The organism is Roseibium sp. MMSF_3412 (assembly GCF_030733265.1).
Taxonomy (GTDB): domain Bacteria; phylum Pseudomonadota; class Alphaproteobacteria; order Rhizobiales; family Stappiaceae; genus Roseibium.
Genome location: NZ_JASHJI010000011.1, coordinates 53,153 through 76,488 on the forward strand (window position 1 = coordinate 53,153; position 23,336 = coordinate 76,488).

At 60.5% G+C, this 23,336-nt stretch carries 20 protein-coding genes; 10 read left to right on the forward strand and 10 right to left on the reverse strand.

The window, feature by feature from the left end; all coding sequences use genetic code 11:
- Nucleotides 1–23 precede the first annotated feature (23 nt).
- The 8 genes from RBB49_RS18695 to RBB49_RS18730 all read right to left on the reverse strand — a co-directional run bounded on the left by RBB49_RS18695 (nucleotide 24) and on the right by RBB49_RS18730 (nucleotide 6,548).
- Complete coding sequence (locus tag RBB49_RS18695) at nucleotides 24–593, reverse strand: LptA/OstA family protein (RefSeq protein ID WP_306144392.1); 570 nt, start codon at nucleotides 591–593, stop codon at nucleotides 24–26.
- Between the two features lie 3 nt (nucleotides 594–596).
- The gene (gene lptC / locus RBB49_RS18700; protein ID WP_306144393.1) at nucleotides 597–1,247 is read right to left on the reverse strand and encodes an LPS export ABC transporter periplasmic protein LptC; all 651 of its coding nucleotides are present in this window, start codon (nucleotides 1,245–1,247) and stop codon (nucleotides 597–599) included.
- Between the two features lie 47 nt (nucleotides 1,248–1,294).
- Nucleotides 1,295–1,915 carry a ribonuclease D gene (locus tag RBB49_RS18705; protein WP_306144394.1) on the reverse strand — a complete coding sequence of 207 codons (621 nt, stop codon included), beginning with the start codon at nucleotides 1,913–1,915 and terminating at the stop codon, nucleotides 1,295–1,297.
- Between the two features lie 139 nt (nucleotides 1,916–2,054).
- Complete coding sequence (locus RBB49_RS18710) at nucleotides 2,055–2,519, reverse strand: cytochrome c (RefSeq protein WP_306144395.1); 465 nt, start codon at nucleotides 2,517–2,519, stop codon at nucleotides 2,055–2,057.
- Nucleotides 2,520–2,534: 15 nt separating this feature from the next.
- A complete protein-coding gene (locus RBB49_RS18715) occupies nucleotides 2,535–2,957 on the reverse strand; it encodes a cytochrome c (RefSeq protein WP_306144396.1) in 423 nt (140 codons plus the stop codon).
- Nucleotides 2,958–2,965: 8 nt separating this feature from the next.
- Complete coding sequence (gene cueR / locus RBB49_RS18720) at nucleotides 2,966–3,385, reverse strand: Cu(I)-responsive transcriptional regulator (protein WP_306144397.1); 420 nt, start codon at nucleotides 3,383–3,385, stop codon at nucleotides 2,966–2,968.
- 10 nt (nucleotides 3,386–3,395) lie between these two features.
- On the reverse strand, nucleotides 3,396–5,753 hold the full coding sequence (locus RBB49_RS18725; protein WP_306144398.1) for a heavy metal translocating P-type ATPase: 2,358 nt from the start codon (nucleotides 5,751–5,753) through the stop codon (nucleotides 3,396–3,398).
- Between the two features lie 138 nt (nucleotides 5,754–5,891).
- Nucleotides 5,892–6,548 carry a GntR family transcriptional regulator gene (locus tag RBB49_RS18730; protein ID WP_306144399.1) on the reverse strand — a complete coding sequence of 219 codons (657 nt, stop codon included), beginning with the start codon at nucleotides 6,546–6,548 and terminating at the stop codon, nucleotides 5,892–5,894.
- A gap of 142 nt (nucleotides 6,549–6,690) precedes the next feature.
- Here RBB49_RS18730 and dctP point away from each other — a divergent pair, with 142 nt between their 5' ends.
- From dctP to RBB49_RS18760, 6 genes are all read left to right on the forward strand, one after another.
- Nucleotides 6,691–7,677: a TRAP transporter substrate-binding protein DctP gene (gene dctP / locus RBB49_RS18735; protein ID WP_306144400.1), complete on the forward strand. Its 987-nt coding sequence runs from the start codon at nucleotides 6,691–6,693 to the stop codon at nucleotides 7,675–7,677.
- Between the two features lie 67 nt (nucleotides 7,678–7,744).
- Complete coding sequence (locus RBB49_RS18740; protein ID WP_306144401.1) at nucleotides 7,745–8,287, forward strand: TRAP transporter small permease; 543 nt, start codon at nucleotides 7,745–7,747, stop codon at nucleotides 8,285–8,287.
- A 5-nt stretch (nucleotides 8,288–8,292) separates the two neighbouring features.
- Nucleotides 8,293–9,609 carry a TRAP transporter large permease gene (locus RBB49_RS18745; protein WP_306144402.1) on the forward strand — a complete coding sequence of 439 codons (1,317 nt, stop codon included), beginning with the start codon at nucleotides 8,293–8,295 and terminating at the stop codon, nucleotides 9,607–9,609.
- On the forward strand, nucleotides 9,606–10,886 hold the full coding sequence (locus RBB49_RS18750) for a malonyl-CoA decarboxylase (protein ID WP_306144403.1): 1,281 nt from the start codon (nucleotides 9,606–9,608) through the stop codon (nucleotides 10,884–10,886). Before RBB49_RS18745 ends, RBB49_RS18750 begins: the two co-directional genes overlap by 4 nt.
- On the forward strand, nucleotides 10,867–12,378 hold the full coding sequence (locus RBB49_RS18755; protein WP_306144404.1) for a malonyl-CoA synthase: 1,512 nt from the start codon (nucleotides 10,867–10,869) through the stop codon (nucleotides 12,376–12,378). The genes RBB49_RS18750 and RBB49_RS18755 overlap by 20 nt, the downstream gene beginning before the upstream one ends.
- Before the next feature lie 276 nt (nucleotides 12,379–12,654).
- Nucleotides 12,655–14,175, forward strand: a complete 1,521-nt coding sequence (locus RBB49_RS18760; RefSeq protein ID WP_306144405.1) for an ABC-F family ATP-binding cassette domain-containing protein — start codon at nucleotides 12,655–12,657, stop codon at nucleotides 14,173–14,175.
- Nucleotides 14,176–14,178: 3 nt separating this feature from the next.
- Here the strand turns inward: RBB49_RS18760 and RBB49_RS18765 are convergent, their stop codons facing one another.
- Nucleotides 14,179–14,841, reverse strand: coding sequence for a L,D-transpeptidase (locus tag RBB49_RS18765; protein ID WP_306144406.1), 663 nt, complete (start codon nucleotides 14,839–14,841; stop codon nucleotides 14,179–14,181).
- Nucleotides 14,842–15,408: 567 nt separating this feature from the next.
- Here RBB49_RS18765 and RBB49_RS18770 point away from each other — a divergent pair.
- From RBB49_RS18770 to RBB49_RS18785, 4 genes are read left to right on the forward strand one after another with little or no spacing between them, the layout of a single operon-like run.
- Nucleotides 15,409–18,285: a peroxidase family protein gene (locus tag RBB49_RS18770; protein ID WP_306144407.1), complete on the forward strand. Its 2,877-nt coding sequence runs from the start codon at nucleotides 15,409–15,411 to the stop codon at nucleotides 18,283–18,285.
- A 12-nt stretch (nucleotides 18,286–18,297) separates the two neighbouring features.
- Nucleotides 18,298–19,941 (forward strand): hypothetical protein, encoded by a 1,644-nt coding sequence (locus RBB49_RS18775; RefSeq protein ID WP_306144409.1) that lies wholly within the window; start codon nucleotides 18,298–18,300, stop codon nucleotides 19,939–19,941.
- A gap of 8 nt (nucleotides 19,942–19,949) precedes the next feature.
- On the forward strand, nucleotides 19,950–20,555 hold the full coding sequence (locus RBB49_RS18780; RefSeq protein ID WP_306144410.1) for a hypothetical protein: 606 nt from the start codon (nucleotides 19,950–19,952) through the stop codon (nucleotides 20,553–20,555).
- Nucleotides 20,539–21,921 (forward strand): hypothetical protein, encoded by a 1,383-nt coding sequence (locus tag RBB49_RS18785; RefSeq protein WP_306144411.1) that lies wholly within the window; start codon nucleotides 20,539–20,541, stop codon nucleotides 21,919–21,921. The genes RBB49_RS18780 and RBB49_RS18785 overlap by 17 nt, the downstream gene beginning before the upstream one ends.
- A gap of 469 nt (nucleotides 21,922–22,390) precedes the next feature.
- Here RBB49_RS18785 and RBB49_RS18790 read toward each other — a convergent pair whose 3' ends face one another.
- On the reverse strand, nucleotides 22,391–23,329 hold the full coding sequence (locus tag RBB49_RS18790; RefSeq protein WP_306144413.1) for an EVE domain-containing protein: 939 nt from the start codon (nucleotides 23,327–23,329) through the stop codon (nucleotides 22,391–22,393).
- Nucleotides 23,330–23,336 lie beyond the last annotated feature (7 nt).

Genomic DNA, 23,336 nt, shown 5'->3' on the forward strand with positions numbered 1-23,336 from the left:
TCGCCGGGCGCGCACTCAAAGGGTCAGTTTTCTTCTACGCTGTTGGGCAGGATCCGCACTTTGACACGCCCGCCGCCGCCACCGGAATTGGAGACGCTCGCCTTGGCTGCGGTCAGATTGGCCTGTCCGGTCTTCAGGTTGACCGTCAACTTGTTGCCGACAACGACGTTGGGGCCCTGGCTGAGAACGACTTCGCGGCCGGTCATCACCATGATTTCCTTGTTCATGTCGAAACTCGCCGCATCGCCCTTCGCGGTCTGATCCTTCGAGGTGACGAAGACACCACCTTCCGCTTCAAGACGCGAAATACGCTGCTGAACGGCCCCTTCACCGGTCGATGCGCCCGACCCGGCGTAGAAAACCTTGAGCCGTTCCGTTTCCAGGCTCGTTTCGCCCTGAATGACAACGACGTCGCCAACAAAAGTTGCCGTGTTGTTGTTGTCTTCCACGAGGAGCTCGCTGGCCTCGATCTCGATCGGTTCGCCGTCATTCGATCCGAACCCGGCGAAGGAATCAGAGAAAGTCTGCGCGTGCGCGACCGATGCAAGGAAACTTGCAGCCACCGCCAGCGAAAGGCGTTTCAAAACTGTCATCTGCTATTGTCCTTCCGAAGCCGGATTGATCGTCATCTTGATGCCATCCGAAAACCGGACGAGGCCGTTTTCCTTATCATAGGAAAGATTTCCGGACTGAACATGCCCTTGATCAGAGCGAATTAAAACCGGCTCCGACGTTTTCATGGCGCCGTTCTTCAGATTGACGTCCACGACCGACAGGTCGACCGTGTAGCCCTCGCTCCACTCGATCTGAATGCCTTCGTAAAGGCGCAACGTCTCCGCCGCGTTGTCATAGGTGCCCTTGAGGGCAATGATTTCGGCGCTTTCGTCCTTGCTGAGCACGATATCGGCCCGGATGGTTTCCAGATCTATGATCCGCGGATCGCTCAGTCTCTGGATCGCACGGCGTGCAGTGACCTTGTAGGACCGGTCGCCATCGTGGCCGGACAATTCGGGATGGTCCATTACAAGACCTTCGCTGGTCAGCATCAGGTTTGCCGCACCGAAACCGCTTAGAACGTTGAACAGGATAACAAGCCCGGCCATGCCTGCCAGAATCAGCAGTCCGATCGCCGGAAACGCCCAGCGAAGCACGCGCACCAGCAGGCTGTGACGGCGCGCCGCCCGCTGTACCCGGCTGAGCTGGTGCCCGGGAAGTACATGCCCCATTTGTCCGCTGGTGATACTCAACAAATTCTCCAACTGCCACACGGTCGCCGATCAATCTCGGGCCAGCCTCAGGAATGCGCAAAAATATCCGTTTCGTCCCATCCCTTGAGATCAAGTTCTGCTCGGGTCGGCAGAAACTTGAAACAGGCATCCGCTATATGGCTGCGCTCTTCCCGCTGCAGCATGAACTCAAGTTTTTTCTTCAACGCGTGCAAATGCAGGACATCCGATGCCGCATAGGCCAGTTGCGCGTCCGATAGGGTTTCCGCGGCCCAGTCGGAGCTCTGCTGCTGTTTCGAAAGATCAACACCCAGAAGTTCGCGGGTGATGTCCTTCAACCCATGGCGGTCCGTATAGGTTCGCACGAGTTTCGAAGCGATCTTGGTGCACCAGACCGGTTCGACCTCGATGCCTAGATAGTGCCGCAGCACGGCAACATCAAACCGGGCGAAGTGAAAAATCTTCGGTTTTGCGGTGTCGGTGAGAAGACGGGCCAGGTTGGGCGCTTCGGTCTGGCCGCGCGCGATCTGGACAACATCCGCCGTGCCATCACCGGAAGAGAGCTGAACCACACACAGACGATCACGATGCGGGTTGAGTCCGAGCGTTTCGGAATCGACCGCGACGGCCTCAGCCGCCTCATAGGCGTTCAGATCAGGAAGATCTTCCTTGTGGTATCTGATGCTCATGTGACGCCGTCTCCTGTTGCCGTGCCGGTTTTTCATGCATACAGCAAATGTTTGACCGTGAGGTAAAACATGCAGCCGGTCGTGGCAAGCGGATTGCTACAGGCAGCCGTTGAAGACGCTGCGTAATCGTTGTGCAGTGCTACTTTTTGATGCGGAACGCCTCGTGACAGGTCTTGCAGGTCGCGGCCACCTTGCCAAAAGCAGCCGCCACCGTTTTCTTGTCCGCCCCCTGCGCCGCCAGGCCTTCGAGCGTCTGCGCGGACGACTGCAGGCTCTCCGCGTAAGCGGAAAACTCCGGCCATTCCGCCCAGATCTCCGGACTGGCTTCCGTGGGCGACATCAGGCTGCCTTCGGGAAACAGGTCTGTCATGGCATCGCCCGCGTGTCCGGCAATGGCCTTCGCCGCGCGTTCGATCTCGTCCGGCTTGTAGGCAGCCGTGCCTTTCAGCATCTGCCCCACGACCTTCACGTTCCGGCTGATTTCGGTCATCGCGTCCATGCGTTCCTTGACGATCCCCGTCGCACCGCCATGGGCGAAGGCAGCGCCAACTGCCAGCGTGAGCAGACCGACCGCAAGCGCTGATGAACGTGTTGCCGTTTTCATCTGGCGGTTCCTCTCCTAGTAGATACCGTTGGCTCGCTGCAGCGACCTTACATAAACAACAATCTTGCCCACCTCGTCCTGGCTGACGGAGTCCACAGGCGGCATGTTGCCGAAAGGCCAGTGGTGCGAGCGAACGCCTTGCGCCGCCGCCAGGAAGAACGAGCCGTCAGCATGATGGCTGGGTTCATAGATCTTGTGGACCAGCGGTGGCCCCAGTCCCACGCGTCCATCCGCGACGTCGCCATGGCAGGTCGCGCAATTGGCCCGGAAGAGAGCTTCCCCTTGCAATGCGACCTGGGACAGTTCGGGCAGCTGAACCTGAACCATCGCGGCACCCGTTTCGGCTGGCTGCGGATCATCGTTTTCTCGTGATTGCCAGTAACCCCAGCCACCGAGTGACGCAATGGACACTGCCGTCACAATAATCAGAGTGCGCATCCGGCTCATCACGAACGTCCCCTCATGTCCCTGTCCGGCTCTCCCATACCTGCCAGATCGTCGATGATCGGACAGGTTGGCCGGCTGTCGCCGTGACAGGCGTCCGAAAGCGTTGTCAGAACTTTCTTCAGCGATTTCAGCTCATCGATTTTCCGGTCGATTTCGACGATCTTGGACTGCGTGATGGCTTTCACATCCGCGCTGGCCCTGTTGCCGTCTTCGTAGAGCGACAAGAGTTCGCGGCATTCCTCGATGGAAAAGCCGAGACTGCGGGCCCTTTGCAGAAATTTGAGCGTCTGAAGGTTTGCGTCGGAGAAGTCGCGGTAGCCGTTTTCACTGCGGAGCGGCCGGACAAGCCCGATATCCTCGTAGTAGCGGATCGTCTTGACCGGCAGCCGGCTCTGTTCCGATGCGGTTCCGATATTCATTTTGAGATCCTCAAAGCTTCAGGGTGCGCAGGCGCAAGGCATTGGTGATCACGGAGACCGATGACAGGCTCATGGCGGCGGCGGCCAGCATCGGGGACAGCAAGACTCCCAACAGCGGATAAAGGACGCCCGCCGCGATCGGTACGCCGACGGAATTGTAGGCAAAGGCGAAGAACAGGTTCTGCCGAATGTTCTTCACCGTTGCACGGGCGAGCGTGCGTGCCCGCAGGATGCCTTCCAGATCTCCCTTGAGCAAAGTCAGGCCCGCACTCTCGACCGCGACATCCGCCCCGGTGCCCATGGCCAGGCCGACATCGGCTGCCGCCAGGGCCGGTGCGTCATTGACGCCATCTCCGGCCATCGCCACCCGGTGCCCGGCGGCCTTGAGCTCCTCGACGAGTTTCTGCTTGCCTTCCGGAAGAACACCGGCGCGGACATCGTCGATGCCGAGCGCGGCGGCAACGGCTTCGGCCGTTCGCGGTGCATCGCCGGTCGCCATGACGATTTTTACCCCGTCCGCGTGCAGCGCATCGATTGCCGCCCTGGCGTTGTGTTTCACAGGATCGGCGACAGCGATCACTCCCTGCACAACGGCCCGGCCCGCATCCTCCCTGACGAGATACATGACCGTCTTGCCGAGCCCGGCGAGCTCTTCGGCACGGTCCTGAAACTGGTCAAGCTCAGCCCCGGCCCCGGTCGCGAATGATGCATTGCCGAAGAACACGCGGCTATCGCCGACCAACGCAGTCACGCCCTTGCCCGTCACGGCTTCGAAACAGCTCATCTCGGGGATATCCAGCGCCCTCTCGCGCGTCACGTCAAGGATTGCCTCTGCGAGGGGGTGCTCAGACCCTTTTTCAATCGCAGCGGCCAAAGCCAGCATGTTGTTTTCCGCGACGCCGTCACCGGCGAGAATGTCAGTCACGACCGGTCTGCCTTCCGTCAGGGTGCCGGTCTTGTCGACGACTATGACATCCACTTCGGCCAGGTGTTCCAGGCTCTCGGCGGTCTTCACGAGAACGCCGGCCTGTGCGCCCCTGCCCGTCGCCGTCATGATCGACATCGGCGTTGCCAGCCCAAGCGCGCAGGGGCAGGCGATGATCAGAACCGAAACGGCCGCGATAATCCCGTGCACGAACGCCGGGCTTGGCCCGAAGACCAGCCATGCGAAGAACGCGAGCACGGCAACGGCAACCACCGTTGGCACGAAGTAACTTGCAACACGGTCCGCCAACCCCTGGATCGGTGCACGCGAGCGCTGTGCGGCGGCGACCATATCGACGATCTTGGACAGCATCGTATCCGCGCCGACGAGTTGCGCTTCCATGACCATCGACCCGGTCTTGTTGAGCGTGCCGCCCGTGACCTTGTCCCCTGGCTGTTTTTGCACCGGGACCGGCTCACCGGTAACGAGACTTTCGTCGACGGACGAGCCTCCTTCCAGCACGACGCCGTCAACCGGCACTGCTTCGCCCGGACGGACCCGCAGCCGGTCCCCGGCCAGAATGTTGTCCAGAGGCGCGTCATATTCGTCGCCATCCGCGGTCAGGCGCCGTGCGGTCTTGGGCGCGAGATCGAGCAGCGCCCGGATGGCATCGCCGGTTCGTTCCCTTGCGTTCAGTTCCAGGACCTGACCGACAAAGACAAGCGCGACAATCACAACCGCCGCCTCGAAATAGACGGGCATGTGGCCGCTGGCGCCTTTCAGCGCGTCGGGGAACAGGAACGGCAGGAAGGCGGCGATCATGGAATAGAGATAGGCGGTCCCGACACCGATCATGATCAGGGTCCACATGTTGAAATGCCGCGTGACCAGCGACGTCCAGCCGCGCTGGAAAAACGGCAGGGCAGCCCACAGGACGACGGGTGTCGCCAGAATGGCCTCCAGGTAAATGGCAACCCCTTCCCCGATCCAGTCGCGGACCGGCACCCCGACCATCGGTCCCATTGTCAGGACGAGAAGCGGGATGGCGGCGACAACGCTGACCCAGAGGCGGCGGGTAAAGTCGATCAACTCATGATTGGGTTCGTCCGACACACCGCTCATCGGCTCCAGGGCCATGCCGCAGATCGGGCACGTCCCCGGGCCCTCCTGAATGATTTCCGGATCCATCGGGCAGGTGAAGAGCGCACCGGAGGCAGACTTCTCCGCGTCGAGCTTCTTTTTTTTCTCGTTGTTGCCGGACAGGTAGAAATAGGGGTCGGCGTCGAACTTGTCGTGGCACTTCGGATTGCAGAAGTGGTAGGTCTCGCCCTTGTACTTCAGGGACGGCTTGCCCTTGCCCAGCGTCACCGACATCCCGCAGACCGGGTCTACGGCCTGGCCGGGATCCGTGCGTTTTTCCAAGGTGGCAACTTGTTCCTGCATGTTCTGCACACTCTTCATCAAGACTGATTTCAAGCGTCAGTTAGGGCCTCCAGTCACTGGAAGGTCAATCTGAAAAACCACGTAGGCCATGCTCCCGGCATTGCCGGGACCTGCCTCAAGCGACAGACGCCGACGTTTCTAACCGGCTTTTTGCTTCAGGCTGGCCATCAGATTGTGGAACTTTTCGCCCTGAACGGCGACATGATTGCGCAGGGCATCGGCCGCCGCCTCCGGTTCTCCGCCGGCAAGGGCATCAACAATGGCCTCGTGTTCGGCCATGGACTGCGCCATCCGGCCGCGGAACTTCAGCTGCTGCCGCCTGAACGGTTTCAGGCGCTTGTGAAGTTTGGTTGCTTCCTGCTCCAGAAAACCGTTGCCCGACTGCTGGTAGATCGTTTTGTGGAAACGCTCGTTTTCAGCGTAATACCCGTCCGTATCCCTCGCCTCGACGGCCATCTGACACCTGGCATTCGCGTCACGAAGTTCTTCGATTGCCTCGTCGGAAATCCTGCGCGCAGCCAGCCGGCCGCAGACGGCTTCCAGTTCCGCCATGACCTCGAACATTTCCATCAGCTCGATCGGCCCGGGCTGGCGCACGAACGCGCCGCGCCGCGGCACCAGTTCGACCAGACCCGACAGCGCCAGTCTTTGCAGCGCTTCGCGCAGTGGCGTGCGGGAGACGCCGAACTGCTCGGCAAGCCTCACCTCGTCCAAACGGTCCCCGTTCTGGAAAATGCCGCTGAAAATGTGCTCCTCGAGCGCTTCAGCAATGTTGTCGGCGCGCCGTTGTTCCATGACTTTTCTTCTAGTTCGGCCAGCGCTGAAACGCAAACCCGTATTTTTTGTATACAAGATTGTTGACTAAAAATACAGAACGATCCTACACTGCCGGCGCCGTCCGGGAGAAATTCCCGTTCGGGCACTTCGGGAGGAAATCATGAAATCAATTTTGAAAGGCGCGGTGGCAGCCCTTGCCGTCATGAGCACTGCAACGCTGGTTCAGGCAACGGAACTGCGGTTGTCTCACCAGTGGTCCAACAAGGATGTCCGCCACCAGGTGGCGCAGATCGTTGCAGATGAAGTGGCTGCCGCAGATGTTGGTCTGGAGATCAAGATCTTCGGCTCCAAGTCCCTGTTCAAGCCACGCGAGCAATACAAGCCGCTCAGCCGCGGTCAGCTCGACATGACCGTGTTTCCGCTGAGCTATGCCGGTGGCCAGCAGCCGGCCTACAACCTGACCCTCATGCCCGGTCTGGTGAAGAACCACGACCATGCGGCGCGCCTCAGCGAGTCGCCATTCATGGACGCCCTTGAGGCGAAAATGGCGGACGATGACGTGATGGTCCTGGTTCACGGCTACCTGGCCGGTGGTTTTGCCGGAACGGACAAGTGCATCACCAGCCCGGATGACGTCAAAGGACTGCAGACCCGTGCGGCGGGCAAATCCTTCGAACAGATGCTGGCAGGCGCAGGTGCCTCGATCGCATCCATGGCGTCTTCGGAGATCTACAACGCCATGCAAACGGGCGTTCTTCAGGCAGCCAACACGTCGTCTTCGTCGTTCGTGTCCTATCGCATCTACGAACAGGTCAAGTGCTACACACCTGCGGGCGACGTTGCCCTCTGGTTCATGTACCAGCCGCTTCTGATGAACAAATCGACATTCGAAGGTCTCAACGAAGCGCAGCAGCAGGCGCTGCTGGCCGGTGCCGAGAAGGCCGAAGCATTCTACCTTGCCGAGGCGAAAAAACAGGATGCGGCCTCCGTGCAGGTGTTTGAGGAAGCCGGTGTCGAGATCGCACAGATGAGCCCGGAAGACTTTGAAGCCTGGCGCAAGCTGGCGATGGAAACGTCCTACCAGAAATTCGTCGAGGAAGTTCCGGACGGGCAGGACCTGCTCGACAAGGCGCTCGCCGTAGAGTGACACACCAGGTGGCGGCCGATGGCCGCCACGCTTCTTGTTTCAATCCCGGATCTTGAGGGAGTCGGTAATGGCCGGCCATAGTTCCGCTGTTGTCGCGCGCACGGGAAACAATCCGTTCCTGCGCGCCGTCGCAGCCATCTCAACCCTTGCAGGCTGGTGCTCGGCGGCCATGATCGTTGCCGCGGTTGCGATCACCTGCCAGATGATCTTCGTGCGGTTCGTCCTCAACGGTTCGACGGTCTGGCAGACCGAGGCGGTCATCTACCTCGTCATCGCAGCGACACTGGTCGGACTGCCTTATGTCCAGCGCCTGCGCGGTCACGTGAATGTGGATCTCATTCCGCTTTCGCTCGGGCCTCGTGCGCGGTTCGCACTTGCCATGCTCACCTCCGCCCTGTCGATCGTCATCGTGTCGATCATGCTGTGGTACGGGTTCGAATACTGGCATTTCGCCTGGGATCGCGGCTGGCGTTCCGACACGGTCTGGGGCGTCAGGCTCTGGATCCCCTATTTCTCCATTCCGATCGGGTTCGGTCTGCTCCTGCTTCAGCTGATTGCTGACCTGGTGGCCGTTCTGACCGGAACCGACAAACCGTTTGGCCTGGAGTAAGCGAGATGGATCCCCTTCTACTGGGCGCAATCGTCGCGATTGCCACAATCCTGGTTCTCTTTTCCGGCGTTTCGGTCGCCATCGGGCTGCTGATCGTTTCCGCGGGCTTCCTGATCATCTTCGACGGCCCCCGCTCGCTGGAACTCATGCCGGAAATCCTGTTCGGCAAGCTCGACAATTTCGCACTTCTGTCGATCCCGATGTTCATCATCATGGGCGCATCGATTGCGTCGACGCGAGCCGGTGCCGATCTCTACGAGGCCCTGGAACGATGGCTGACGCGTGTGCCGGGCGGACTGGTCGTGTCCAACCTCGGCGCCTGCGCCCTGTTCGCGGCCATGTCCGGCTCATCCCCCGCGACCTGTGCCGCAATCGGCAAGATGGGAATTCCGGAAATGCGCAAGCGCGGTTATCCGGACGGCGTTGCAGCCGGGTCCATTGCCGCCGGTGGAACACTGGGCATCCTGATCCCGCCCTCCGTCACGATGATCGTCTACGGCATCGCGACCGAAACCTCGATCGGCCGGCTGTTCCTGGCCGGTGTCATTCCCGGCCTGTTGCTGGTCGGTCTCTTCATGGCATGGTCGCTCTACTCGACCTGGCGGTCGGGAGAAGGCAGACGCCTCAGTTCCGGCAGCTACAGCTGGGGCCAGCGGTTCGAAATCCTGCCGCGCGTCCTGCCCTTCATCGCCATCATTCTGGGCGTGCTCTATGCCATGTATGGCGGTGTCGCAACACCGTCCGAGACGGCTGCGGTGGGTGCGCTTCTGTGCCTTATGATCGCAATGATCATCTACAAGCTCTGGCAGCCCCAGGCGCTTTGGGTGGTTCTGCGCGACAGCACCAAGGAATCGGTGATGATCCTGTTCATCATCGCCGCCGCCGGTGTGTTCTCCTACATGCTCAGTTCGCTGTTCATCACCCAGTCGATCGCCGAATGGATCGGCACGCTGGATGTCAATCGCTGGGTCCTTATGGGAGCCGTCAACATCTTTCTGCTGATCGCCGGTTTCTTCCTGCCGCCGGTCGCCGTCATTCTCATGGCAGCGCCGATCCTCTTGCCGATCATAACCACAGCCGGATTCGATCCAATCTGGTTCGCCGTTGTTCTGACGATCAACATGGAAATCGGGCTGATTTCTCCGCCCGTGGGTCTGAACCTTTACGTGATCAACGGCATCGCACCCGATATCTCGCTGAAAACGATCCTGACCGGTTCGCTGCCGTTTGTCGGATGCATGGTGCTGGCGATCATCCTTCTGTGTCTGTTTCCCGAACTGGCGACCTGGCTTCCGGACGTGGTCATGGGGAAAGCGGTATGACGCTGTTTGCCGACCTTCTGTCCACGGTCTTCGAGCGCCGCTACCGGCTCCCCGGGCGCTATCTCAGGAACGAGCGTCCGCTTGAGGACCTGGCTGACGAACTGGTCGGCTCGGCGGGCGAAACATCCGGTCTGGCCCTTGCACAGGATATCCTGTCCGGCTTCGAGAACCTGGATGATGACGAGAAACTCGCCTTTTTCCGGACAATCGCCGGCAGGCTCAACATTGATCCGGAAAAGGTGCGGATCGCGCTTGACGCCTATGAGCAGTCTCCGTCCAAGGCGACGTACAAGGACTTCATGACAGCGGCGGAACCACGCAGGCAGGAACTGTTCCGCCGCCTCAACCGGGTGCCCGGTGCAACGGGTACGCTGGTCGACATGCGTGCAAACCTCTTGAGACTCGGCGGGCAGGATCCGGAGCTTGATGCGCTGGATCTCGATCTCAGGCATCTGTTCGCGTCCTGGTTCAATCGCGGTTTCCTTGTGCTCAGGCCGATCAACTGGGAGAGCCCGGCCCACATCCTGGAAAAGATCATCGCCTATGAGGCCGTGCACGCGATCCACAGCTGGGATGACCTGCGCCGGCGGCTGGAGCCGGCGGATCGGCGCTGTTTCGCCTTCTTCCATCCGTCCATGCCGGACGAACCGCTTATTTTCGTGGAAGTCGCGCTGACCAAGGGGATCGCCAACTCCATTCAGTCGCTGCTGGCAGAAGACCGGGAAGCGCACGCGGCCGAAGACGCCGATACGGCCGTGTTCTATTCGATCTCGAACTGCCAGGCCGGCCTGGCGAACATCTCGTTCGGTAACTCGCTGATCAAACAGGTCGCGTCCGACCTGGCGGCCGAGCTCGACGGGCTGAAGACCTTCGTCACCCTGTCCCCGATCCCGGGCCTGACACGCTGGCTGGAACGCGAAGGCGACGAATGGGCAGATGATCCGCCGGACCAGATGAAGGCCAAGGCGGCGCATTATCTCCTCAATGCCAAATCGAGGGGAGACAGCCCCTTCGACCCGGTCGCCCGGTTTCACCTGGGCAACGGGGCGGTCATTCATGCCGTTCATGCCGGAGCGGACATGTCCGAAAAAGGTCAGGTCCAATCAGGCGGCACGATGGTCAATTATCTTTACGATCTCCCAAAAGTGGCGCAAAACCACGAAAAATACGCGACAACGCAGGAAGTCATGGCCACGGACGCGGTCAAGTCACTTGCAAAGACCGCTGTGCTCAACAAGAACAGAAAAGGCGACGCCAATGCCGAACCCACTCTTTGACAGCCTTTTTGGCATTCATGCCGGCAAATCGACGACATTTCTGCGATTGCCGGACGGGCATACCCTTACCCATCAGGACTTTCTGGAAACTGCAGCCAGAACCGCGAACGCCCTGACCCGTCTCGGGCTGACGGCTGGCGACCGTGTTGCGGTTCAGGTCCAGAAGTCGCCGGAAGCGCTTGCCCTTTATGCCGCCTGCGCGCAGGCCGGTCTGGTGTTTCTTCCGCTCAACACGGCCTATACGGTCGATGAGCTGACCTATTTCATCGACAACAGCGGCGCGTCCCTGGTTGTCTGCGACAGCAGGAGCGAGGCCGACCTTAAACCGGTCGCCGCCAAGCTGGGTGCGAAGCTCGAAACGCTGAACGCGGACGGGTCCGGTTCCCTGAGCGCAAACGCGAGCGAGATGCCGTCGCATTTTGCCACCGTGGAGCGGAGCGGCGATGACCTTGCAGCCTTCCTCTATACGTCCGGCACGACAGGCCGGTCCAAAGGGGCCATGCTGACGCAGAACAATCTCCTCTCGAACGCGCAGACACTTGTCGGGGAATGGCGGTTTACCAGCGAGGATGTTCTCCTGCACGCGCTGCCGATCTTCCACACGCACGGCCTGTTCGTTGCAACGAACGTGACCCTTGCGGCAGGCGGAAGCATGATCTTCATGCCGAAATTCGACCTGGACGAAATCATCGCACACATGCCCGAAGCAACCTCGATGATGGGCGTGCCGACATTCTATACGAGACTGCTGGACGATCCCCGGTTCACGAAGGACCTGACCTCCCACATGCGTCTGTTCGTTTCCGGCTCCGCACCGCTTCTCGCCGAAACACACGTCCAGTTCGAGGAGCGAACAGGCCACCGCATCCTGGAACGGTACGGCATGACCGAGACGAACATGAACACGTCCAATCCCTATGACGGCGAGCGGCGCGCCGGAACCGTCGGCTTCCCGCTTCCGGGCGTTGAACTGAAGATCACCGATACGGAGAGCGGAACCAGCCTGCCCCAGGGCGAGGTCGGTCAGATCGAAGTGCGGGGGCCGAATGTCTTCAAGGGCTATTGGCAAATGCCGGAAAAGACGGCTGCAGAGCTGCGCGGCGACGGGTTTTTCATTACCGGCGATCTCGGCCGGATCGATGATGACGGCTACGTTCACATTGTCGGGCGCAACAAGGACCTGATCATCTCCGGCGGCTACAACATCTATCCGAAAGAGATCGAACTTGTGCTCGACGATCAGCCCGGCGTAATGGAAAGCGCGGTGATCGGCGTGCCGCATCCCGATTTCGGTGAAACCGTGCTTGGTGTGATCGTGCCCGAGAAAGACACGTCCCCGGACCTCGACGCGATGCACGATGCGGTCAAGGCATCGCTCGCCCGGTTCAAGCATCCGCGAAAGCTGATCCTGCTGGACGAGTTGCCACGCAACACCATGGGCAAAGTTCAGAAGAACGTCCTGCGCGACGCCTACAAGGACATGTTCGCATAAGGGCACGGACCGCACGCGCGCCGGCCTCATCCACGTGCATTGCCATTTGAGGTGATTGACTGGGTGGCGCAGGCGGACTAGCTTGGCGCATCAATTCCACGCGAACCCGGGGAGGATCACATGACATTTTTTCGATATCACGATCGTACCCGCGGTCCCGTCCAGGCCCTGCAAACGCGTTTGTAGGGCTGATCGAAGGACATAATTCAACGTCACGACGATCTGCCCAAAGGGCGGCTCACGGAGCCGCGTATCCCGGTTTGAAAGTTGTGACCCATGTCTTTGATCAATCTGCGCAATCTCGGCGTTGTTCTTTCCACCCCCCTGTTTGAAAACCTCAACCTGAACCTTGAAAAAGGTGACCGGATCGGTCTCGTCGCGGCGAACGGAACCGGCAAATCAACCCTGTTGCGCATCATCGCGGGTCTTGCCGACGCAACCCATGGCGAGATGACCCTCGCACGGGGCACGAAGGTTGGTCTTGTCTCGCAGGATGTTCCGGACGGTCTCCTGGAACTGACCCTCCATGACGCTGTCCTTTCCGCGCTCACGCAGGAACAGGCCGAAACGGAAAGCTGGCGCGTCGATATCGCACTCAACGATCTTCAGGTTCCAGAATCGCATTGGCAACACCCCTTGCGAAACCTGTCGGGCGGCTGGCAACGGGTGGCCCTGCTGGCACGGGCCTGGGCAGATGAGCCCGACGTCCTCCTGATGGACGAGCCGACAAACCATCTGGATCTGAACCGGATCGGCATTCTACAGGACTGGATGACAACCGTCGCGCGCGGCACACCGATGATCATTGCGAGCCATGACCGGGCGTTTCTCGACGCGGTCTGCAACCGCACCCTCTTCTTGAGGCGCGAGACATCGCACGCGTTTTCCCTGCCTTACACCAGGGCGCGTCAAAACCTGGCGGAACTCGACGGTGCCGCCGAGCGCCGGTTTCAAAACGATCTCGCCAAGGCAAACCAGCTCCGCCGGAAAGCCGCGAAGCTGAAGAACATCGGGGTTAATTCAGGGTCAGACCTGTTGCTCAGCAAGACCAGGCAGTTGAAAGAGCGGGCGGATAAAATCGAAAACGCGGCCCGGCCCGCCGAGAAACCCAACTCCGCCGGCAAGATCCGGCTGGAGAATTCTAGCGCTCATGCCAAAGCGCTTGTCAGCCTTGCGCAATCAACCGTGACGATCCCGGGCGGTCGAACGCTGTTCAAACTTCCGCAGCTCTGGATCAATCCCGGTGACCGCGTGGTCGTTCTGGGTGCGAACGGCACCGGAAAGTCGCGTCTCTTGTCCCGGATCATGGACGCCCTTGAGACCGAGACTGCCGACACACGCGTCGCGCCATCAGCCGTGCCGGGTGTCTCGGATCAGAACCTGTCACAGCTGGACCGTTTCAGGAGCCCCATTTCGGCGGTCACGGAAGCGTCCGATGTCGGCGACAACAGGGCGCGCGCACTCCTTGCCGAAGCCGGGCTTTCCATTGAGCTGCAGGACAAGAACATAAAGACGCTTTCGGGTGGACAGCGCAGCCGCCTGGCCATGCTGCTGCTGCGGCTCAAGCGGCCGAATTTCTACATTCTTGACGAGCCGACAAACCACCTGGACATCGACGGGCAGGAAGCGCTCGAACGGGAACTTCTGGCTCAAGACACCACGGCACTGATCGTCAGTCACGACCGGACGTTTGTCCGCAATGTCGGTACCAGGTTCTGGCAGATCGACGGCAAACGGCTCACGGAAACGGACAGCCCGGAACCGTTCTTTGCGGCGCAGCTTCACGAGACAGTGTGACCGTCAGCCGAGGACGACGACCTTGGTGCCGACATCGACGCGCTTGTAAAGGTCGATGATGTCCTGGTGCCACATGCGGATACAGCCGCTGGACGCATTGGTCCCGATGCTGTTTGGCTGATTCGTGCTGTGAATGCGGTAGAGCGTATCCTTGTTGCCCTGCCATAGATAGAGGCCCCGGGCGCCGATCGGGTTGCCCGGGCCGCCTTCCTGGCCGTCCCGGTACTTTTCCAGTTTCGGGTCGCGCTCAATCATCTCGTCGGGCGGGAACCATTTGGGCCATTCGCGCTTGAACCGGATCACGGCCTCGCCGTTCCAGGCAAACCCCGCCCGGCCGACACCGATACCATATCGGATTGCCCGCCCGCCCGGCTCAACGAGATAGAGAAACTTCTTGCGCGGATCGACGACGATCGTGCCGGCCGGATAGCGGGTCGGATAAAAGACGGTCTGCCTCAGGTATTTCGGGTCGAATGACTGGTAGTCGATCCCCGGAAGCGAAAAACCGCCATCGCGCACCGGAGCGTAGGCGGAGGCATAGTTCGGCGTTCCGTCGGCCAAAGGCGTCAGGCCTGCCTGCACCGTCGATTTCTGCTGCCCCTGACAGGCCGCCAGAAGAAACGGAACACAAAAAACCAGACTGCGACGGCTCAGTTTTCGCGACATGTTTGTGTCCTTTGGCTCTTTCACACCGTGCAGGGCATTCCGGCAACTCTGCCTGTTCGAAACGCTTCACGCACCCCTGACCGGCGCCTTTCCGTCAACAATCAACAAATACAACATCAAAAGCAGGCAACAATATTATGGTAAACGCAGCCTTAACAAGGGCCGTTCGGGATCAAATGCGCGGCGAATTTACCGCAATGCGTGGCATTCCCGCCAGTGTCTGGCGACACTCAAAGGAGATTGCTTCCGTCTTTCGATCACGGGCTCAAGGCGGCGCTGATTTTTCCGGTTGTGGAGTGAATCCCCCTTTCCTCCGAGGCTGAACGCCAACTTCGCCAGCAGTCGCGCGCAAGATCTTCCAAGTAAATTAAACGATTTTTTCAATTCTAAAATCCCCTTTTATTCAAATAACTTCACTTACTTTCGTAGCGTAATTTATGTATCCTGAAAAAGCCCTTTATCAAGAATATTGAAAATCAAATAGATCAGAAATATAATACTTATCAACAGCTTATATTGTTTTTCTATTTCTTTGAATTTTCTCTTATTGGTTGTGAGGGCGCGTGTATGTTGGAACCAGAAGACAAAACCGCTGTCGAAACAGCGGGCGATTTTGCTGGCATAACGAAGTGGGAGCGGTATAGCGACGAAAAAGGCGGAGCCGAGCAGGAACGGCGCGATTTCGAGCGCTTTGCGATTGCCATTCTGAAAGTGCAGGACAAGGTGCGCCGGCGGTCCGGCGCCTTGCGAATTGACCGCGCCCAGCACGCCAAGGCGCTTCTTTCCGTCGATAACGCCATGCTCCGGATTTCGGAGGACCTGCCCGAAGAGCTCGTCGCGGGTCATTGGCAGAAAGGCGCAGAACTGCGCACCACGCTGCGCCTGTCCAACGCCAGCGGCCAGCATCAGCCCGACAGCGAGCGCGACCTGCGTGGCGCAGCTCTCAGGGTTGATGCCGGAGACGAGGTCCAGGACCTCCTCATGACCAACTTTCCCGTCCCCCATGCCCGCGATGCGGAGCAGTTCATCGCCTTTGCCAGTGCAATGGCCGGCAACCGCATCATCGGGATCGTCAAGCTTCTCTTCGCCGTTGGTCCCCGCGAGGCAATCCGCATGCTGCGCAATGTCGCCGGTGGCACAGGGCGCAAGGTGCACACGCTTTCGCAGGAAAGCTTCTGGAGCCGCGGTGCGATCCTGTGGGGAGATGCCGGTCCGGTCAGGTATTTTCTCCGGCCTCAGTCGAACGACGCCGGTGCGGATACCGATAAGGACATCCCAATTGACCAGAACTACCTGCGCAACGAGATCGCGCAGAGGGTTGGCGAAGGCGATGTCAGCTGGGAACTGTGCGTTCAGCGGTTTGTCAGCGAAGACGTCACGCCGGTCGAGGACGCCGCCGCCGAATGGCCCGAGGACAGGTCGCCGCCCATCGTTGCCGCGCACCTCACCATCCCCAAACAGGACGTGGCAACGCTCGAGGCACAAGAGAAGGCCGCGGCAATCGACAGGCTTGCCTTCAACCCGTGGAACACGCAGCCCGGATTCCGTCCGCTCGGCAACCTCAACAGGGCACGCAAGGCCGTCTATGCGGCAAGCGCCGCGCACCGGGCCCGCAAGAGGTTTTATGAGCCGGTCCCCCTGCGCAACCGGATCGTGACCGCCGTGCTGGCACCGACCTTCGGCTTCGTCAACCGCTGGCGGCCCTGGTACCGGCTGCCGCATCTGGTGGCGCTCCTGAACCTGTCGCTTCTGCGCCATCAGCTGCGCAAGGAAAACCTCATCGACCGCGAACCGGTCGACCCCAACCCGCAGGCGACGCAACCCGATGCGCCGACTCCGGAAGCCGCCTGGGACGGACGGTTCTTCGACGGGACGCAGAACGATCTCAGCGTGCCGGAGATGGGCAAGGTCGGTGCCGTGTTCGGACGCAATCTCACGCCCGATCCGCGCCCGGACGACATCAACACGCCCAACCCGGTCGAAATCAGCCAGCAGCTGCTCTACCGGAAATCGTTCATTCCGGCGACGTCGCTCAACGTGCTCGCCGCCGCATGGATCCAGTTCCAGGTCCACGACTGGGTGCAGCACGCCCGCAGGCCCCTTGGCGAGAAAGACCTCGAAGTGCCGATGCCGGATGGCCAGACCTGGAAGAACACGCCCAAGGGCAAGAAAGAATCCGTCATGCGGATCGCCGGGGACCAGCCGATCGGGACCGAGGGCGGCGCCAGTCTGACATTCGAAAATACCGTCTCGCACTGGTGGGACGGATCGGAAATCTATGGCAGCAGCCTGCAGAAATCCGACCGGTTGAGGGACGGCACCGGCCCGACGCTGCGCCTTGAAAACGGATACCTGCCGGAAAACAATCTCGGCATGGAAGTCACCGGTTTCAACGAAAGCTGGTGGCTGGGCCTCTCGGCCCTGCACACGCTGTTCGCGCGCGAGCACAACACGGTCTGCGATGCGCTGCGCAGGGAGTACCGGGACTGGAGCGACGAACGGATCTACCAGACCGCCAGGCTCGTCATTTCCGCGCTGATCGCAAAGATCCATACGGTCGAGTGGACACCTGCCATTCTTGCGACACCGGAAATCGATGTCGCTCTCAACGCGAACTGGTCGGGACCGGCAGGCGCTTTCACGCGCATGGGGCTCTGGCTGCAAGAGGCCCACGCCCTGCGGGGCATTCCGGACACCCTGCCCGACCATCACGCTGCGCGCTACTGCCTGACGGAGGATTTCGTCACCGTCTACCGGCTGCACCCGCTCCTGCCGGACGACTACCGCATCCACGACAGCCAGACAGGCACCTTCCGGGAGAAGCTCGAATTCAACGATATCCAGGGCATTCGAACCGACGAGGTCATGCGCAGGATCGGCCTGTCGGATGTGCTCTATTCCATGGGCAATGCCCATCCGGGCGCAATTACGCTGCACAATTATCCGCGCGCCCTGCAGCACTTCACCCGCACGTCGCACGATCTCAAGTCCGAGATCATCGACCTCTCCGTTGTCGATATCGTGCGCGAACGCTCGCGCGGCATCCCGCGCTACAACAAGTTCCGGCAAGGCCTGCACAAGCCGCCGATCCGCAGCTGGGAGGAGATCACCGCCAACGGCGAGGATGTCCGCCTTCTCAAGGAAATCTACGGCTCGTTCGACAATATCGACACGATGGTCGGCCTGTTCGCGGAAACGCCGCCGCCGGGTTTCGGCTTCTCCGACACCGCGTTCCGCATCTTCATCCTGATGGCGACGCGCCGGCTCCAGTCGGACCGCTTCCTCACGGTCGATTTCCGTCCGGAAATCTATTCGCCGCTCGGTCTTGCCTGGGTCCAGGAAAACACCATGACCAGCATCATCCTGCGCCACTTCCCGGAATTCGCGAGTGTTCTGCCGACCGGACAGAGCGCGTTTGCGCCGTGGCGTCCGCGTCAGACCTGAGGAGACACGCTCATGCCCGTCTCCGTTCCACGTCTGAATTATGTGTGGCGTTCCGCTCTTTGGGTTCTGAATGCCGTCGTGCTCGTTGCGGTGGCCGCCACCGGCTATCTTGTCTACGTCGAAACCACCTGGGCGACGCCGGACTTCCGCGCCGCGCCCGAAGCCTTCCGGCACGGCACGATCGGGACCGAGGTCATGCCGCTGCCGGTCGCCCTTGTCCTGCCTGAGCTCTTTCCGCACCACTTCCAGCCTGCTGGACCGGACGCGGGAAGCTGGGTGGACCAGTTCGGCTTTCTCGACGATCCCGACAATCCGGACGACCTGCCGGTCGGTTTCACGACGACGAACTATCGCCCGCTGACGGCGGCGCCCTCTCCCGTTCCCTTCGTCGCGCTCACCTGTGCCCTTTGCCACACCACGGAATTCGGCACCTCGGACGACGCAACGCCCGTGCGCGTGCTCGGGCCCGGCAGCGTTTCAATCAACCTTTTTGCCTGGCTGGACGCCTTTCAATCGTCGATCCTGGAACGCATGCCCGCACCGGCAGGCGAACCCCGGGAAAACGCGCCTTACCGCCTGACGGTGCCGGCGATCCTGGCGGCCTATGAGGAAAAAACGGGAGAAGCTCTCTCGCTTCCGGAGCGCATCATGACCGGGCTCTGGCTCCGGCAGATCAGAAGCCGCCTTGAGGACGGCATTGCCCGTTTCGACGAACCCTACGGCCATGGCCGGTCACGCGATGAGGATGTCACGCCGACCGGGCCGACGCGCACGCTGGCATTCCGCACGCTTTTGCGCAATGTCATGCATTACCCGGCCAACAATCTGCCGATCCATTCGAAAATCGCGACGATCTTCAATCAGGGCTGGCGCGAGCGTGCGCAGTTCGACGGCTCGGTCGCGGATGTCAATGCGCGCAGTTCGCTGGCGGCGGTCGCCGCCGGTGCAACCGAAGTCAACCTTGCGCATCCGGAGATCGTTCACAATATCCGCGAGGCAATCGCCTACACGATCGACCTGAAACCGCCGCCCTTCGAGGCGCTGTTTCCCGCAGCGGCGCCGCCGGACCCGGCAACGGTTGAACGGGGCCGGGCGGTCTACCGGACCTATTGCCTTTCGTGTCACGGCGACAAGTCCCCGGACGGCTGGGAGTTCGGGCCGCGGACGCACGACGTGATCCCGTTAAGTGAAATCGGCACCGACCCGGAGCGGGTGATGTTCCGTCACTACGGCGAAATGCCCGATGCGCTGCATGCCTATTTCCCCAAGGAACACGCCTTCGCCTTTGACCGGGGCGATGTGTTTCCGCAGCCGGAAGAAGCCGGCAATCTTGCCATTCGCGGCTATGTCGCCGGCCCTGTCGACGGTGCCTTCCTCAGAGCGCCATATCTCCACAATGCCAGCGTGCTGACCCTGGCGGAGCTGATCAATCTGGAGCCGAGGCGGACGGAATTCTATCGCGGCCGGAACACCTACGACACCGAGCGGGTCGGGTTTCACAGCCCGTCGGCACGGGACGACCAACGGTATTTCCGTTTCGACACGGCCGCGCCGGGCAATTCCAATTCCGGGCACGACTATCCCTGGGCGATCGACGATCCACGGCGCGATCCCGCCGCCCTTTCAGACCTGCTCGCCTATTTGAAAACGCTGTGAGGTTCGACATGACCCATGACAGACCGCGCGCACTCACCCTGTCCCAGGTCACGCTGGTCAACGTGGCTTCGGGACTTCTCATCATCTGGTGCCTGCTCGCGCCGGAGCTCGGCGGAGACCTTGAGCTTGGGCGCACCAAGCTGACCATCTGGGCGACGACATTCCTGCTGCTGCCGGCCCTGGCCTTCTGGCTGTTCCGGACATCCGGCCAGGCGGTGGCCAATCTGGCCTATCTGTTCTGGACCGGTGCCTGGGTGCTGTTCGTGCTCCATGCCTACTGGGCGGTCTTCATCATCTTCGACGGTGTTGCCGACACGTTCGTGCAACAGGGCACGGTGATTGCCGGCGGCAATTTCCTTCTGCTCGGCCTGTGGACGCTGGATGTCGCGATGATCTGGCTGCTGCCCGCCCGCATGCAGTCTTTCTGGGTCCAGTTGGTCGTCCGGCTGATCGCCTTCCTGATCTTTGCCGGAACGCTGGTCGTTCTCAGGGGCGGGGCCATTCAGATCCTGGGTTTCGTATTCACCGGCACGCTCATCGCCGCGGCCTTTGTACGCGCGATCGTCCAGGTGCCCGCGCATAAAGTGGAGGCTCAACATGGACAAGCAGGTTAACACGCACAAAGGCCTTAACGACCTTCTCGCCCGGCCGCTTCTGGAAACGATGTGGCGGCGCCGGACGCACCGGGTGCCGCGCGGCGTGGAGGAAGTCGCCGCCGGTTCCATGACCTACAAATCCGAGCAGGAACCCAAGCCGCTGTCGGAGCTTGAGGAAGCCGTTCTGATCGCCACGACCGGGGCAACGGGTCTGACCATGCCGGACCGGCCGTTCCAGGACCCGGACACCGGCCGCCTGGTGATGGCCAAGCCCAACCTGACCATGACAGGGCGGACGGCCGGAAGCCCGGACAACGCCCAGGGCACCCACTTCTTCCTGATCAATGACAGCGGCACCTATTTCCTGCGCCAGTTGCCGCCCAGCGGCGAAGCGTTCTCGCCGGAAACGCTGATCGCGCGCGCAAACGAATCGAAGGTGCAGCTGCTGGACAGGCGTCTCGACGTGAATGAGGGCGGACGCAACTTCCCCGCCTATCTCGATTCCAACCGCCTCCTGTCCAACCTGCCGGGGACAACGATCCTGGTTCCGGTGGTCGATCTCTCGCACCAGTATATCAACGGCCTGATGTATCTCCTGACGCAGCCTGACGGGTCACGGCCCGCGCTTGTCGACGACCGCAACTTCTATTTCTCCGCCGGCGTGAAGGAGTGGGTACGTCGAAAGTTCCTGAACAACGACATCAAGGTGCCGCTCGGCATCATCGGCTCGCTCAGAACGCAGCTGGAAGCGCCGCTGCTGTTGCAGAACCTGTTTCTTGTCGCCGAGGCCATGGGCCTCGGAGCCTGGATCCACGCCACGATCAGCCCGCCGGTTCTGACCGGCGATCCGAAATTCAGCGACCGCTACGGACCGATGCTGGGGTTTGAACATGCCGTGCCGAAATGGCGGCTGATGGATATCCTGCGCTGGCACGTGCCCCTGCCGCGCTTTAGCAACCTTCGCTCGCACCCGATCGCCCTGCGCCACAAGGGCGAAGACCTGATCGTTGCCAAGTGCCCGCCCAATTTCGCCACCATGAGCGAGGCGGTCGATGCGGTTCTGACAAAGAAATTCGGCAGCGGCGGTGTCTACCAGGACAGTGAGACGTTCAAGAAGATCTACAAGGACGATTACGGCGAGCGCTACCTGTCGGAAGCGGCGGAGTACAATCAGGACGTCATCAACTGCGCCCGCGATGTCTGCAATTACATCTACGACACGCACGGCCGTTTTCCGGCGCATTGCGAAGCCATCCACGTTCCCGGCGTGTGGCTGCAGGTCCATCACGTCGAAATCCCCTACTATGAGAAGTTCTTCAAGGACGGCCTGACGGAATGCCACCGCAACCACGATGCGCTCTGGGACGCGGACGGCGCAGCCTGAGAAAAACGGCGGGGGGGGGGCACGCGGGCAGCACCACGGCCAGCCGATGCCGAAACGCTGCGCAGGTGGCCTCGCCGGATCCCTGCCTTCCCGGATCGGGTCAGGTCAGAACAGGACCTGCCCGGAGCGTTTTGACGCGAACGGACGCGGTCCGGGTGCAGACGTCATGACCCTGTTTCTGCTGAATTGGCATAGGACGCCTCTTCTTCCGGGGTGTCCGCTCTCCAGTCCGGATCAAAATAAAAGCTGCTGGCAACCACTAAAACAACCGCGAGCCCGACACACCCGAACGCGAGCAGGACGGCCCCTTTTTCAAAATTCCTGTTCTCCATGGATCCCCCAATTGGCCAAGAGAGACAACAGGATAGAGGCTCCAAGGATTGAGGCTTACTTAACGGCAGTGGTTAACTTGGCATTTTACGACACCCTGCCCCGCGATTGCCAAGAAATAGTTTTTTGGGGGGGTCTTCTAAAGCCGCGAAACACCTGGAACAGACGCCCAAACAAGCGTTGCGTCCGCCCTGGATCCCAAGAAGAATTCGCCTCCCAGACTTTCCAGTTTCAAAGCTCGGTTCTTGAATGCCGTTTCTGCCGCTTCAGCAGCTTTACGATTCTCAAACGAAGCATGCAACGCAACCTTCCAGCGCCCGGGAACTGCAGGCGGGAATCCGGCATTGATTTGATCTGTGCGCGTTTTCGGATCATTCGAAACGCCGACCTTGAACGCCACCCTTTTGTCTCCAAGACTTTGTTGGCGACCCGTCAACGCTGCTGTGTCTCCTGTAAATTCAAGGAGATACAGAAACGTTTCTCCATCCGTGTGGCTTGCTGTTCGCTCCCCGCTTGATCCGGGGAATGCCTTGGATGGGGAAAAGACTTCCTTGAAAGAGAGCACGATACTGTCGTCCTCATCGATCGTTTTTTCACCAAAAACATTGGCTTCTCTGACCTTGATCTTGAGCGCGGTTGCGATTTCGTCCTGTGTCAATGGTTGCCCCCATACGCCAATGCCCTGCCCGGCTGCGCTATCGTATGTCTCAGGTGCAATCCGTTCGATTGGAAGCTTGTCGACGGCATGCCATGCCCTGCGGACCGGCAGTGCGTATGTCCAGCTGTCTGAATGACCGGAGTCCTTTTTCGCCAACAAACTGGCTTCAGAGGCTTTTTCGTAGTCCCGAATGGGACGCGACTCGATCTGAACGAACCCGAGAATATGGGACCGCAACGCCTTTTTGGTCTGAAAGGTCGAAGCCCCATATATCAGCATCAGATCCCCATCGTTCAGCTCGCGCAAAGCACGGGCCTGACCATTTTGATTTGTCCAGCCGACATATCCGGCCTCTTCGGGATTGAAGGTGTAGAATGCGCGTATCCACATATTGCGGTTAAATGGCAAACCGGTCTCCATTGTCGCT